Origin of the sequence: Jeotgalibacillus alimentarius (assembly GCF_000829445.1) — a bacterium.
Taxonomy (GTDB): domain Bacteria; phylum Bacillota; class Bacilli; order Bacillales; family Jeotgalibacillaceae; genus Jeotgalibacillus; species Jeotgalibacillus alimentarius.
Genome location: NZ_JXRQ01000029.1, coordinates 198,265 through 213,622, shown reverse-complemented (window position 1 = coordinate 213,622; position 15,358 = coordinate 198,265). Strand labels below are relative to the sequence as shown.

Here is a 15,358-nt window from a genome sequence, read left to right as displayed (position 1 = left end):
AGGGGTGGCAGTGAAAAAATGGTCGTTTGCACTTTCGGTTGTGGGCGTCGCCTGTATGATGCTCGGGGCAGCCTGGGTTGCGTCACTTTTGAATGGAAAAAGCAGTGGAGAAGTGTTGCAGAACAGTCTGAGCGGACAAAACAATACTGGGGTGATCAGCTTTTCATTGCCCTCCGGCCTATATGAAGAAGGAACTGACATCAGTCTGGCAGCGGATGCGGAAGACATCTTTTATACCCTGGATGGCAGTGAACCAACAGAGCAAAGTACCCGTTATACAGCACCGTTACAGATCAGTGATACAACCGTGATCAGGGCTGCAGCGAAGTTGGAGGACGGTACATTGACGCCCCCTTACATGCAGACCTATCTCACGGAGCCGAATGATCTGCCGGTGATCTCTGTTGCAGCTGAGCCGGAAGATCTCTGGTCAGAGGAAAAAGGGATATATGTTGAAGGACCTGGGGCATCAGATGAGTATCCATATGAAGGGGCGAATTACTGGATGGACTGGAAAATTACCGTTCAGATGGAGTATCTGAAGAATCAGGAGTCAGTCTACTCATCGCTTGCTGATATGGAGATCTTTGGAGGAGAGACGAGAACGAAGCCTCAGCGGTCTTTCATGATCGATGCAGAAAGTGAGTACGGGAACAGTGAGCTGCTTTACCCATTCTTCGACAGCCTGCCATACAGCTCATATGAATCCATTATCCTGCGTAATGGAGGACAGGATTTTGAAAAGACTCATATGCTTGACGCACTTGTATCCACTCTTGCAGCTGAAATCGGGCTGGATGCGCAAGTCTATCAGCCAGTCGTATTATACCTGAATGGTGCGTACTGGGGCCTGTATGACTTAAGGGAAAGAATTGATCACCATTACTTTTCAAGGCACCATCAGGTAAAGCGGGATGACCTCGTTCTCCTTGAAGCTGATGCCGAGGAAAAAGAAGGGTCAGATGAATCCTATATCGGGATGATCGCTTATATTCAATCAAATGACCCCGCTGAACCAGAAGTTTACAGGGTGATTGAAGAAGAAATGGATGTTGAAAATTTTATTGATTATATACTGACAGAATTATATATCGGTAATACAGACTGGCCGAGTCATAATATCAGATTCTGGAAAAATACGAATCCGGAGACAAAATGGAAATGGATTGTCTACGACAGTGATGTGAGCTTTCAGGATGCAACGGAAAATACCGTTCAGCGGTTTTATGATTATAAAGGGAAAGGTGACGATAAGCTTTACAGCTCTTATCTGTTCCGGGAACTGCTGAAAAATGAGCAATTCAGGGAGCGTTTTAAAGAAAGGTCAGAAGAACTTTACAGCAGCACGCTTTCTTCGGATCATATCGAAGCTGTCATTGAAAGGCTGGCAGCTGACATCAGGCCGGAAATGGTACGTCACCTCGAAAAATGGGACGGTGACACCGGGAAGTGGGAAGCTGAAGTTCAGGCATTAAAATCATTTGCACGTGAGAGAAATGACTATATCACACAGCATATTGATGAGCTGTTGAATCAATATCAGCAGGGGGGATCCTGAATGTACTATCAGAATAAAAAAATGAGGCACGAGCTTAAATATTATATTACTTATTATGAATTTGAACTGCTCAGACAGCGTCTGCGCATGACAGTTCAACGTGACAAACACTCCATTAATGACGATGGATATCATATCAGAAGCCTGTACTTTGATAACGTCACAGATCTTGCACTTCATGAAAAAAACTGGGGTGTGTTCAGAAGGGATAAATACAGAATCCGTATCTATAACGAATGTGACCGCGTGATTAAGCTTGAAAGAAAAAGTAAATATAACGACTTTATTTCTAAGGATTCGGTCACGTTAACCAGGTGTGAATATGAAACGATGATGGACGGTGATTATGATTTTCTTCAGAAAAAAGATTCACCGGTTGCACGAGCATTTTACCTGAAGAGCACGCTTGGAAAAATGGAGCCTAAGGTCATTGTTGATTATATCAGGGAAGCATACGCCTATCAGTATGGTGATGTCAGAATCACATTCGACAAAAGATTGAAAGCAGGAGTTAACACATTTGATATCTTTGATCCGAATGTCGTCACCGTCAATGCGATCCGCCAGCCGCAGATGGTCCTTGAGATCAAATATAACAGCTATCTGCCGACGCATATCAGAAATATCCTGCAGCTTTCTTCACACAGCAGGTCAGCCATCTCGAAATATGTGATCTGCCGTGAAGAAAGCATCAGACACTTTTCATCTTAATAACCAACAATTAAAGGAGTGATTCCTCATGCTTGGACAAATTAATTTTACTGATATTTTCAGTCCGGATATGCTGAGCTTTAATATGTTTGACAGGATTTCATTTGAAAACATCTTTATCAGCATGTTCGTTGCATTTGTCGTCGGTCTTTTTATCTTCTTTGTCTATAAGAAAACGTTTCGTGGCGTCATTTACAGTCACAATTTCAATGTCACACTGATTTTGATGTGTATGATAACAACCTTAATTATTATGACGATCAGTACGAATATTGTTCTTTCTCTCGGCATGGTTGGGGCACTCAGCATCGTCCGTTTCAGAACAGCCATTAAAGATCCGCTTGATGTCATCTTTATGTTCTGGTCAGTCGGAATCGGCATCACCACAGGAGCGGGCATTTACATTCTGTCTATTGTCGGATCTCTTTTTATCGGACTGGTCATGTATATCATGACAAGAAACAGAAGCAGGGAACAAACTTTCCTTCTCGTTGTTCACTATGATGAAGATGCAACAGATCATGTTAAGGTCCAGCTATCAAAAATTAAGCACAGCATCAAATCCAAAATTGTCCGCAGTGATGAAATCGAACTGACAGTTGAACTGAAAATTAAAGGAGACAACACAGCATTTATGAGACAGATTCAAATGGTAAATGGTGTGAAGGATGTTGCGCTGATTAACTACAACGGCGACTACGCAGCATAAGACGTACACATGAAAATCAAAAGGAAAACAGTGATCGTTATTGGTCTGATCATTATACTGACTGGGTCGATTTCGGCCCTTTATACTGAACAGATAGAAGTCATCACTGATTACCCGTCTGAAAGTGGTGAAGTTACATTGAACCCATTTACCGGTTTCGCCCCTATGGCTGAAGGGGGGCCATATTCAAGAGATCACTCACTCGTATACGCAAATATACCCTGGTCAGAACTCGAGAGCAGTAAAGGTGTATACGAGTTTGGCAATATTGAAAAAAAATATAAAATTGACTACTGGAAAGAAAGAAATGTCAGGTTCATTCTAAGAATTATTATGGATAAGCCTGATCAGGAAGCCACCATGGAAATACCGGAATGGCTGTATGAAGAAATTGGACAGGACGGGACCTGGTATGACGGTGACTATGGTAAAGGTTTTAGTCCGAATTACAGCAATCGTGTGCTGATTGAACGTCATAAAGAGCTGCTGAAAGCTTTTGGTGAACGCTATAATGATGACCAATATATCGCATTCATTCAGCTTGGCAGTATAGGTCACTGGGGAGAGTGGCATACGATTCAGAACGATGAGATCTATATTCCGTTTCCCGACAGAAGCGTAACAACTCAGTATGTGAATCATTATCTCGATTTTCTTGACCGTAAAATGCTCATGATGAGGAGGCCTCATCGGGTTGCTGCAGAAAATAATATCGGGTTATACAATGATATGTTCGGTGATGAGAAAAGCACAGGTGACTTTTTGAAATGGGTGAACGAAGGTTATACACTCTGGCTGACAGGTGAAAATAAGCCTGCCATGCAGGATTTCTGGAAAACAGCACCTGCAGGAGGAGAATTTGATCCGACGAAAAGCTGGGAAGACATATTCGGAGAGGAACAGTTCCAGGGTATTATGAAACAGCTTGAACTCTCCCACCTCAGCTGGCTTGGTCCATATAATCCGTTATATGAAGAAAACAGTCAATATGACCGGCAGATCGATAGTTTTCTTGGGAAAATGGGCTATCACTTAAAAGTGAAACAGGTTAAATATCGTCCGAATCTGCGTTTTACAAAAAAATTGAAATTAAATGTCGTCTGGCAAAATAACGGTACTGCTCCATTTTATTTTGATTGGCCGCTTGAGCTTTTAATTATAAATCGCGATGGGCATATTGTTCACCGGGAAAGAGCCGACACAGATATCAGAAAATGGCTGCCGGGTGAAACAGCTGAAACGTATGTGATTAATCTGCCCGCTCATCTGAAAAGAGGAGATTATTCAGTCCTGGTCGCTATTAACGACCCGTTAAGCGGAGATCCTGGAGTGAAACTCGAAATGGACACAGACAGAGGTGATAAGCGCTATAAAATAGCAAGTTTTTCTATTAAATAAACAGTCTGAAAGTGAAAAGTATAAATGAATTGAAGAGGTGAAAATCATGGCACACACTATCCGCTATGCGTAAAGCTGCGCGGTAAAGGGGAAATGAGAATGATTGGTCAAAAAATCAAGGTGCTCAGGCAGAAAAAGGGTTACTCCATTTCACAGCTTGCAGCAAAAGCCCGGGTATCCAAATCCTATTTATCCGACCTTGAAAATAATAAAAAGAATAACCCCTCAATTATTGTCTTATCAAGAATCGCTGCGACGCTGGGTTCTTCTGTAGACGAACTGGTTGCGGGAGAGCAGCTTGAAAAAACAATGATCGATGAGGAATGGATGGACCTGCTCGAAAAAGGTGTAAGTAAGGGCATGTCAAAAAAAGAATTTACTGAGTTTCAAATCTATCTGCAATATCGTCGGGACTATCATGAAGAATAGAACAGGCTCCAGTAAAAACTGGAGTTTTTTTAATTCCTGCTTGAAATAATATTTTCATGTTATATAATAATATTAATTTAAATAAACTGTTATATAACAAAGGAGTGTTGATATGATTAACAAAGCAGATCTTCAAGTTAACACTGAGCTGTATTCATTTATTGAAAAGGAAGTGCTGCCGGGGTCAGGTTATGAAAGTGAAACGTTCTGGCAGGGTTTTAGTGAAATCGTTCATTCATTTATGCCTGATAATCAAAAACTGTTACATAAAAGGGAAGTCATTCAGCAAAAGATGGATGATTGGCACAAAAAGCATAAGTGGCAGGAAGAACGCAAAGATTACGAAGCTTTTTTACGGGAGATCGGTTACCTGGAAGAACAGGTGGAGGATTTTCAGATTACAACGCAGCACGTTGATCCTGAAATTGCACGTCAGGCCGGGCCTCAGCTTGTCGTTCCAGTCAACAATGCCCGCTATGCGCTTAATGCTGCAAATGCGAGGTGGGGCAGCTTATATGACGCGCTATACGGAACAGATGTAATCAGCGGGGACAACGGGGCAGAGAAAGGTACGTCTTATAATCCGGTGCGCGGAGAAAAAGTAATTGCTTATGCAAAGAAATTCCTGGATGAGACTGTACCTCTTGAAGGATGTTCTCACTCAGACGTCACACGCTATTATATTGAAAATGGCACGTTGGTGGCACAGATGCAGGACGGGAAAACCGGACTTCAGGAACTGGAAGCTTTCAAGGGTCATCAGGGATCAGCAGACCGGCCGTCAGCTGTACTATTACAGCACCACGGTCTTCATATTGATATCCGGATTGATGCTTCCCATCCAATTGGAAAAACAGACCGGGCGGGTGTAAAAGATGTGGTAGTGGAAGCTGCATTGACGACCATTATGGATTGTGAGGACTCGGTAACAGCAGTAGATGCCGAGGATAAAGTGCTGATCTACCGCAACTGGCTTGGGCTGATGAAGGGCAACCTCACTGAAAAGTTTGCTAAAGGAGGAGAGACCGTTCACCGCACGCTCTGTCATGACCGTTATTATACCGGTACAAATGGAGATGACCTGAAGCTCAAGGGCCGGTCACTGCTGCTGATCAGAAATGTCGGCCATCTTATGACGAACAGCATGCTGCTTGACCGCGATGGGAATGAAGTCCCTGAAGGCATTGCGGATGCTGTGATCACGAGCCTCATTGCTGTGCACGACCTGAACGGCAAACGTTCAAACTCCACTGAAGGCTCTATCTATATTGTAAAGCCGAAGATGCACGGATCAGAAGAAGTCGCTTTTTCAAACCGGCTGTTCAATGCTGTGGAGGACCTTCTTGGACTTGATCGTCATACAATCAAAATCGGAGTGATGGATGAAGAGCGCAGAACCACGCTGAATCTGAAAAACTGTATTCATGCAGTAAAAGACAGAATTGTCTTTATCAATACAGGCTTCCTTGATCGTACGGGAGATGAAATCCATACCTCTATGCAGGCGGGCCCGATGATTCGTAAAGGTGAGATGAAACAGTCTGTCTGGCTGAACGCGTATGAAAAATCAAATGTAGACAATGGCCTTTTATGCGGCCTGCCGGGCAAAGCGCAGATCGGAAAAGGGATGTGGGCAATGCCTGACAGAATGAAAGACATGATGGAGCAAAAGACCGGTCATTTGAAAGCAGGCGGTAACACAGCGTGGGTTCCGTCTCCAATAGCTGCCACTCTTCATGCGCTGCACTATCACGAATACGAAGTGGAAAGCATCCAGGCTTCGCTGCGTGAAGAGGTGATGAACCGTGAGCAGGAACTGTTAACTCTTCCGCTTTCAGACCGTCAGTGGTCGCATGAAGAAATCGAACAGGAACTTGAAAATAACGCACAGGGCCTCTTAGGCTACGTTGTCCGCTGGGTCGAGCATGGAGTCGGCTGCTCTAAAGTTCCTGATATTCATAACGTTGGCCTGATGGAAGACCGTGCTACACTGCGCATCTCCAGTCAGCATATGACAAACTGGCTGCAGCACGGTATCTGCTCTGAAGAACAGGTGATGAATGTGCTTAAGAAAATGGCGAAAGTAGTAGATGAACAAAATGCACAGGACCCTGCCTATCAGCCGATGAGCGAAGACTTTGAACAGTCCATTGCTTTCCAGGCAGCCTGCGATCTGATCTTCCAGGGTACAAGTCAGCCGAGCGGTTATACAGAACCGATTCTGCATAAGAGACGGCTTGAGTATAAGGAAAAAATGCTTGCTGTGAAGGAATAAAGAGGGTGTGACGGGGGCAGTGATATGTCCCCAGTCACACTGCAATCAGCTGATGGGATACTGCAACAAGATGTGCGGACACGTCAATCAATCCGGGTGTATCCTGCAGCTGGAGCACCAAAACACTACAGCTGAGGCGTAAAACACTACAACTGGAGCTCAACATACAACAATCAGCCCCGGCAAACGCGGGCAGTTAAATCATTTTCAAAAAAATTTAAATTTTCTGTTATAAAACAGTTGCAAAATAAAATAAACTGTTATATATTAAAATCAATCAAAGGAAATCAAATCCATTTGGAGGGATGACAAATGCAAACGCAAATGACAGGTACAACCAACCAGGAACTGATTGAAAAGTGGGTAACTCAGCAGCTGATGAATGGCAAAACGAACCGCGAGATGGATGGTACACTTTTCGTGTATGGGAATGAGGTGCACCGCCTTCATCATCATCCGACAGGCGAAATTGAAATCGTACCGGAACAGATCTCAGATGTAGTTGTATTCAGAAAGCCTGAAGAGCCGATTGAACTGAACCATTGCAGAGCATGTGGCATGGAGTATGACACATTTAAAGATGCAATTGAATGCTGTTCAGACGTTGACTAAATTTTTTTGGACATTGTGTTATATAACAAAAAATAAAATTATAGTATTGTAATAATACAAAAGGGGATGGACGTTATGTCAAACACAAATCAGCACATTGAGGAAATTCAGCAAAACTGGCAGGGGGAGCGCTGGGAAGGGGTTCAGCGCCCTTACTCTCCGGAAGATGTGATTAAACTCAGAGGATCAGTTGTCATAGAACAGACGCTTGCAAGAATGGGTGCTGAAAGACTTTGGAAGCTGATGCATGAAGAGGATTATATTAACGCACTTGGTGCACTGACAGGGAATCAGGCCATGCAGCAGGTGAAAGCGGGACTGAAAGCCATTTACCTTAGCGGCTGGCAGGTTGCAGCAGATGCCAATCTTTCAGGACATATGTATCCGGATCAGAGTCTATATCCGGCCAACAGCGTACCACAGGTCGTAAAAAGAATTAACCAGACGCTTCAGCGTGCAGATCAGATTCAACAGGCTGAAGGAAAGGGCGATACATACTGGTTCGCCCCAATTGTAGCAGATATGGAAGCTGGCTTTGGGGGCAACCTGAACGTATTTGAACTGACAAAAGCAATGATTGAAGCAGGTGCAGGCGGCGTCCACTTAGAAGACCAGCTTTCTTCTGAAAAGAAATGCGGTCACCTTGGCGGAAAAGTACTGCTGCCGACACAGACAGCCGTAAAGAACCTGATTTCTGCAAGACTCGCAGCTGATGTGATGGGGGTACCGACTGTCATTATTGCCCGCACAGATGCAAATGCAGCAAACCTCATTACAAGTGACGTTGATCCATATGATCATGCATTCATCACTGGAGAGCGCACACCTGAAGGGTTCTTCCGCACAAACGACGGACTTGATCAGGCAATTGCAAGAGGTCTTGCATATGCGCCTTATGCTGATCTGATCTGGTGTGAGACGTCAGAACCGAATCTTGATGAAGCAAGACGCTTTGCTGAAGCGATTCACGAAAAGTTCCCGGGCAAACTTCTTGCATATAACTGCTCACCGTCATTTAACTGGAAAAAGAAGCTGGATGATGAAACGATTGAAACATTCCAGCAGGAGCTTGGTAAGATGGGGTATAAGTTCCAGTTCGTTACACTTGCAGGCTTCCATTCACTGAACTATGGCATGTTTGAGCTGGCGCGCGGTTATAAAGCACGCGGCATGGGTGCTTACTCTGAACTGCAGCAGGCAGAGTTTGACGCAGAAGAGAACGGCTATACTGCCACACGCCACCAGCGTGAAGTTGGTACAGGGTACTTTGATGAGGTGTCTATGGTTATCTCGGGCGGTACTTCTTCTACAACTGCCCTGTCAGGATCCACAGAGGCTGAGCAATTCCAAAAAGCATAGAGCATGCTAAAAACCTATTTAAAGGCGCCCTGATGTCGGGGCGTTTTTTATTGGGTTAAAGCGCTGAGTTCTGCTAGTTATTATTCAAATTTTCTCCTAATGGCTATGTTAAAGCCCAATGTTGTTTTAGCACAGCTGTTGATTGCAGCGGAAGGGGGGACGACTCCAGCAGGAGAAGCGTGACAGGTGAGACCCCGCAAGCGCCCCGCGCTGAGGAGGTCCGATTGAATCGGAGCCAAAAGACGGCTCATGCGAAAAGCGTTCCCCCTGGAGCGGAAATCAACAGCCACCTTTAACAAAGCTTTTTTATAAGAAGGTGATTTGAGCATATCGGCATGCTTAACTTTTATGAAACGGTGGTATGATAAAAGTACTATGTCAGATAAGTGGAGGTCAGAAGAATGAAACAAAAATACGAAGACAGCATACACCCCTTTATCACAATGATGGACAGGATATCTGACATTGTATTTATACTCGAAGTACTGCCGGGCCCCGAATTCGTTTATGAGTTCATTAATGAGCAGGGTAAACAGGTTCTCGGACTGAATGAAACCATACTGGGTAAGAGTTTTGGCGATATTTATCCGCAAAAGCGGGCTGATTATATAAAAAATCAATATATTAAAGTGATGAATTCAAAAAATCATACTCATTTCGAACTGACAGGTGACGATGGCTGGATCGGAGAAACGACATTGAATCCTATTATAAATGTTGACAATGAGGTCACACATATTCTTTCGATTACAAGAGATATCACTGAGCGGAAAGCGCTTGAATCGGATCTCGCAAAAACTTCAGCGGAGCTTGGGCTTGTATGGGATCATGCTTCTGATGCCATTTTTTTCATGAATGAAGACGGTTCGATTTACCGGGTGAACCGAGCTTTTGAGGAAATGCTTGGGTATCATGAAGGTGAGGTGCAAGGGGTATTGATCCCTCCATTTTTCACTGCTCACAATCAGGAAAAACATGAAGCTTTTTTATCAAAACTGTTTGGGGGCTCAGCATTTGAGAATATGGAACGTCAGCGGGTGCGTAAGGATGGCCGTATCATCGAAGTGCTGGCTTCATACAGACCCGTTCAGCTGAATGGAAGAGCTTACGCAATTGTGATGTATAAAGAAGTCACCCAGCTGAAAAAAGCTGAAAGACAGGCAAAAGAACGGGAAGAAAGATTTAAATCTTTATTTGATGCGAATCCCGATATCATCTGGGCTATTAATGCGCATGGTCAGGTGGAAGATGTGAATGCGGCTGCATTAGACATACTCGGATATACAAGAGAAGAGATCCTGAACATGGATCACCATCTTCTCACAAATCATACTGACTCACATATCAGTTATGAGGATGCGCTGAAAAAGACGCTTGAAGGTGAATCAGTCGAATACACTGCAAGCCTGACACATAAAACAGGTAAAAAAGTAGAGCTGAAAATAAAAACACTGCCGATCAGTGTGAATGGTGAAACAATCGGGATCTATGAAGTAGGGCAGGATGTAACGCTTCGTAATCGTGCACAGCGGGCGCTTAAGAAAATGGCGTTCAGTGATAGTCTGACAGGACTGCCAAACCGACGCTATATTACAGAGAAAATTGATGATACCATAGCTGCAGCGAAGAAAAATCAGAGTAAATTTGCGTTGCTTTACATTGATATGGATCACTTCAAAGAAATTAACGATACGTTTGGTCATGATGCAGGGGACGATCTTCTGAAGCTTTTTGCAAACCGTATCCGTCATGAACTTTCAGATGAGGAAATGGTTGCTCGTCTCGGTGGGGATGAATTTCTTGTCCTGCTGCCAGGTGCGTGTGAGGATGGTGCTGTTCAAAAAGCTGAACAAGTCCTGAATTCACTCAGAAAACCATACAGAATCAGCGGGCATGAACTTGATGTGACTTCAAGTGTCGGGATATCGATCTATCCGCTTCATGGAAAAAATAAACGTGAGCTGATTAAGGAAGCTGATGAGGCATTATACAGTGCCAAGGACAATGGAAAAAATATGTTTAAACTGCCGGAAAAATAAGCACAGTGTTGTGCTTATTTTTTTCATCCGGTTTTGCAGTGCTGAGTAACGGGGAATAAATACAGACAGAGAGGAAGTGCAGGATATGAGTGAATTACATAATGGACAACTATACTGGCCGGAAACTGCAGAAAGAGATGTGACATTTCCGGAATTGAATAAAGACATACATTGCAATGTGCTGATTGTAGGCGGTGGCATGGCAGGTGCGCTCTGTGCAGAAGAGTTATCGCATACAAGAATGTCAGTGGCAGTCGTAGATAAAAGACGGGTCGGTGAAGGCAGTTCGTCAGCCAATACCGGACTGCTGCAGTATTCTAACGATAAAATGCTGCATGAGTTCATCGAACAGATCGGTGAGGAAAAAGCTGTAACGTTTTATAAGATGTGCCTTGAAGCAGTAGAGGAATTACAGAAAGTAGCAGGTACTCTGCCCGGGAAAGTGGACTTTGTCAGACGCCCGAGCCTTTATTATGCGTCAGATGAAGCTGATATTGAAAAATTGGAGAAAGAATATGAAGCATTGACAGAGCATGGGTTTGAAGTGGAATATTTTGATGCTGACAAAATTGAAGAGCTGTATGGATTCAGAAAGCCCGCAGCGCTGATGACGCATGGGGATGCGGAAGTAAATCCGTTTCGTCTGATCAGGTCACTGTTTGAAAGTGCTGAGACGAGAGGGGTACAGATTTATGAAAATACATCCGTTGATCGTCCGCAAAAAAATGAGGACGGGAAATTCGTTGTAGAAACTGCAAATGGAAAAATAACCGCAGATCATATTATTTACTGCACGGGTTATGAAGCAAAATCACTGGCTGACCGATTTGGCGGTGAACTCAACCGCACCTATGCGATCGCGACGAATCAGGTGGATGATCTGGAATCATGGATTTACCGCGCATTAATCTGGGAAACGAAGCGTCCTTACTTTTATATGAGAACGACTGAAGAAGGGAGAATTATTGCCGGCGGGCTGGATGAAGATAAAATGGATGCAGATGTGAGCGATGAAAAGCTGCATGACCGCGGTGCAAGACTGGTTGAGCGCATCAAAGAACATTTCCCGGACCTTGATATTCACGCTGAATATACATGGTCTGCTGCTTTTGGTGAATCAGAGGATGGTCTGCCATTCATCGGAAAAGACCCTGAGCAGGAGGGCATCTACTACTGCCTCGGATTCGGCGGCAACGGCACTGTCTACAGCAAGCTCGGTGCCAAAATGCTTTGTGAAATGCTGCACGGTGAACATAATCCTGAAGAAGCGGCCATCGTGGATCCCGGGAGAGACTGAGTCCGGGGTGGCGCTGTCTGAAGCGCCGCAAGCTGTCTATAGAAAAAAGTCCGGACAATGTCCGGGCTTTTTTCATGACCTTTAAGCACGGGCTGCAACCGTGTCTTCCTTGATGACTTCATCAGCAGCAACTTCATCATCCACTTTTGATGGTCTGAGACCGATCACTGTCACCGCAGCCAGTAGACCGGCTGTAACCAGGATAATCAGAGAAGGTGAAGCAATATCATACAGAAATCCAAACAGTACAAGTCCGATCGGTGAAATGCCTGAAGCAACCATTTCAAGCAGGCCGAAGACTCTCCCCCGGTAGTGCTCAGGGGTCGTTTTTTGCATCAGCACCATAATCGGTGTATTAATAATCATCATTGTCCCGCCGAACGTAAAGCCGAGTATCATATAAAAGATAATAAATCCGGGAGAACCCATTGTTACCAGCAGCGGAAGTGCAAGCAGCGCAAACAATAATCCGATACTCAGCATACCAAATCGCATTGTGCGGATCGGTTTTTTGAAATCTTTGCGGGTGGAAATATAGATAGAGAGCACGAGTGTACCAACCCCGAACATAGCTTCTATCAATCCGAACTGATCCGATGTGGCACCAAGTACTTCAATCGTAATATATGGTAAGCCAACCACAGAACCCATAAAGAAGAAATTTACCCAAAGTGCGACAAGCATAATCGGCAGCAGAATACGATGTTCTTTTACATAAATGGCTCCGGCTTTCAGACTGGCAAGCATTGGTTCGTCTTTTTGAACATCGCCTGATTCTCTTTTATATAAAGAAAAATCAATATTGATTTCACAGATCAGAGCCGTCGCATATGCAAGGGCATGGATCAGAAAGAAAGCTTCTATTGAAAGAAATCCATACATCAGCCCGCCAAGGACAGGACCTAAAATAGCGGCAAGTGAGGTCGAGGATTGCGTCAGTGATATGGCCCGCTGAATACGTGCTTCATCAACAAAATTGGCAATCGACGCAGTCAGTCCGAGGCCTGCAAAAGTTGAGAAAGCTGCAAGGAAGGCTGCTGTGATATAAATGACTGGCAGATTGAGCCCAAAGAACATTGTATAAAAGAATACAGACAACATCATCGCAGTCATCAGAGCATGCGATACGATGACAACCTGTTTTCTCGGCAGCCGGTCCAACACGTGCCCGGCAATCGGAGATAAAATGATTCTTGGCACCATTGAACATAAAATGGTTAATGCGAAACTTGAAGCTGAGCCGGTCAATGTCAAAACGAAGAAGCTGATACCAAACAGATAAATCTGTGCGCCGATGGTACCGATGAATTCGCCCCCGGTAAAGAAAAACATATTGCGGGTTGCTTTTTGAAGACGCTGCTGATCAGTCATACAAACCCCTCTTTTCAAAAGTTTAATTTAATTAAACAAATCATAACATGCTTTTTTCTGGTAATCAACAGAAAAGTTTAATATAATTAAACAAAAGAACATTGCAGAGGATGAAACATATGAGCAGCCTGGGTGAACGCATACGGAAGTTACGGAAAGAAAAGAAATTGACACTTGTAGATGTTGCAGGAGAAGCAATGTCCAAAGGAATGCTGAGTCTGATTGAAAATGGGCGGTCCAACCCGTCGATGGAAAGCCTTCAGCATATTGCAAAGCAGCTTGGTGTGAATGTTCAGGTACTGCTGACTGAAGAATCAAGCGAAGAGATGAAGAAGAAACTTGTGGAAATCGAAGAAGAGATACATAAGGCTTATCATGCCGTTTCGTTAGAGGAATATGAGCTTCAATTGAAGGGGATTCAAAAAGAACTGGAAAACATCGTGAACAAAGAGCTTCCAAAAACTTACGAGACAGCAAGGGTGTATGAACTGACGGGAAGGATTTATCAAAACCGAAGACAGATCGAAAAGGGAATGGCGTACCTTCAGCTTGCAATGAATGATTACCAGGCACTCGGACTTAATCACAATGTCTATAAGGTGCAGCTCAGAACTGTGATGGAGCATTTCAGGGAACATAAATATGAATACGCTCTTGAGCAGCTGATCGCATATAAACATGAATATGAAAAGAAGGAGCTGCTTGCTGATCCCCTCGTCCAAATCGAATCAGATCATTTAGAAGCGGCGCTTTTGTCTGGAGTCGGAAAATATACAGAAGCAGAAAACCTGCTTGAAGAGATTATTTCATTTTCAAAAAGAAAGAATATTTATTACCTGATGGATGATATCTACCGTCTGGCTTCTTTTCATGCTTTGTTAAATGGAGATGAAGAAAAGAGGCAGTATACACTTAAGAAATCTAGACAGTTTGCAGAGTTTACAGAAAATCATGATGGTCTTTTCAGCAGTATATTTGTTGAAATTCATTATAAAAACTTTTATTTAAAACAACATCAAGAAGCGCTGAATATGATTAATGAACTGGTAAATGATGAAAAAAATATGTCGATGGATGATGATGGGTATTTTCATCTGGAACGGGGAAGTGCACTTTATGGACTTGGGAAATACGAGGAAGCGTATGAAGAACTCATACAGTTTAAAGATACAGGATTTGCCCACCATCCATTCGATTTGTCTATGATGGCAACTGCAGATGCTTATGTGGCACTCTGTCTAATTGAAAAAGGTGACCAGGAAGCAGCACTTGCATCTGCTGAAAAAGCAATGACTGCTGTAGCTGATTTGCCGGAGACGCCATACCAGCATTTTATTCAGGAAACATGGGAAAAAACTGTTGCATTATTGAGCGGTAAATCATAAGATGGTTATTCTTATGAATAGCGGGAATACAGGCAGAGGGCGCTGTTTCAACATACACAGCGAACCTCTGCTTTTAAATTTGAAATGTTAAGGTCTGATATGATTTTGCCGCAGCTGTTAACTGGAGCGCAAGGGGGTGACTCCAGCTGGAGAAGCCGGACATGTGAGACTCCGCAGTGCGAAGCACGAGGATGCTTACCGCCGGCCCTGCGGAA

General features: G+C 43.8%; 12 protein-coding genes. 11 read left to right on the top strand and 1 reads right to left on the bottom strand.

Features of this window, described 5'->3' with window-relative positions:
- The first annotated feature begins 10 nt into the window (after nucleotides 1-10).
- The 10 genes from KP77_RS15930 to KP77_RS15885 all read left to right on the top strand — a co-directional run bounded on the left by KP77_RS15930 (nucleotide 11) and on the right by KP77_RS15885 (nucleotide 12,387).
- Nucleotides 11-1,558, top strand: a complete 1,548-nt coding sequence (locus tag KP77_RS15930; protein ID WP_041123726.1) for a CotH kinase family protein — start codon at nucleotides 11-13, stop codon at nucleotides 1,556-1,558.
- On the top strand, nucleotides 1,559-2,269 hold the full coding sequence (locus KP77_RS15925) for a polyphosphate polymerase domain-containing protein (RefSeq protein ID WP_041123725.1): 711 nt from the start codon (nucleotides 1,559-1,561) through the stop codon (nucleotides 2,267-2,269).
- Nucleotides 2,270-2,297: 28 nt separating this feature from the next.
- Nucleotides 2,298-2,978: a DUF4956 domain-containing protein gene (locus KP77_RS15920; RefSeq protein WP_041123724.1), complete on the top strand. Its 681-nt coding sequence runs from the start codon at nucleotides 2,298-2,300 to the stop codon at nucleotides 2,976-2,978.
- Nucleotides 2,979-2,987: 9 nt separating this feature from the next.
- Nucleotides 2,988-4,376 (top strand): DUF4832 domain-containing protein, encoded by a 1,389-nt coding sequence (locus KP77_RS15915; RefSeq protein WP_041123723.1) that lies wholly within the window; start codon nucleotides 2,988-2,990, stop codon nucleotides 4,374-4,376.
- A gap of 99 nt (nucleotides 4,377-4,475) precedes the next feature.
- Entirely contained in the window at nucleotides 4,476-4,805 is a 330-nt protein-coding gene (locus KP77_RS15910) for a helix-turn-helix domain-containing protein (RefSeq protein WP_041123722.1), read from the top strand.
- Between the two features lie 112 nt (nucleotides 4,806-4,917).
- Nucleotides 4,918-7,080, top strand: coding sequence for a malate synthase G (locus KP77_RS15905; RefSeq protein ID WP_041123721.1), 2,163 nt, complete (start codon nucleotides 4,918-4,920; stop codon nucleotides 7,078-7,080).
- Between the two features lie 312 nt (nucleotides 7,081-7,392).
- Nucleotides 7,393-7,692 carry a hypothetical protein gene (locus KP77_RS15900; RefSeq protein ID WP_041123720.1) on the top strand — a complete coding sequence of 100 codons (300 nt, stop codon included), beginning with the start codon at nucleotides 7,393-7,395 and terminating at the stop codon, nucleotides 7,690-7,692.
- Between the two features lie 75 nt (nucleotides 7,693-7,767).
- Nucleotides 7,768-9,051, top strand: a complete 1,284-nt coding sequence (gene aceA, locus KP77_RS15895; protein WP_041123719.1) for an isocitrate lyase — start codon at nucleotides 7,768-7,770, stop codon at nucleotides 9,049-9,051.
- 401 nt (nucleotides 9,052-9,452) lie between these two features.
- Nucleotides 9,453-11,090 (top strand): sensor domain-containing protein, encoded by a 1,638-nt coding sequence (locus tag KP77_RS15890; RefSeq protein ID WP_041123718.1) that lies wholly within the window; start codon nucleotides 9,453-9,455, stop codon nucleotides 11,088-11,090.
- Nucleotides 11,091-11,175: 85 nt separating this feature from the next.
- The gene (locus KP77_RS15885) at nucleotides 11,176-12,387 is read left to right on the top strand and encodes an NAD(P)/FAD-dependent oxidoreductase (protein ID WP_041123717.1); all 1,212 of its coding nucleotides are present in this window, start codon (nucleotides 11,176-11,178) and stop codon (nucleotides 12,385-12,387) included.
- A gap of 81 nt (nucleotides 12,388-12,468) precedes the next feature.
- Here the strand turns inward: KP77_RS15885 and KP77_RS15880 are convergent, their stop codons facing one another.
- The gene (locus KP77_RS15880; protein WP_041123716.1) at nucleotides 12,469-13,758 is read right to left on the bottom strand and encodes an MFS transporter; all 1,290 of its coding nucleotides are present in this window, start codon (nucleotides 13,756-13,758) and stop codon (nucleotides 12,469-12,471) included.
- Nucleotides 13,759-13,877: 119 nt separating this feature from the next.
- Between KP77_RS15880 and KP77_RS15875 the strand changes: the two genes are divergently transcribed.
- The gene (locus tag KP77_RS15875; protein WP_041123715.1) at nucleotides 13,878-15,143 is read left to right on the top strand and encodes a helix-turn-helix domain-containing protein; all 1,266 of its coding nucleotides are present in this window, start codon (nucleotides 13,878-13,880) and stop codon (nucleotides 15,141-15,143) included.
- The last annotated feature ends 215 nt before the right edge of the window (nucleotides 15,144-15,358 follow it).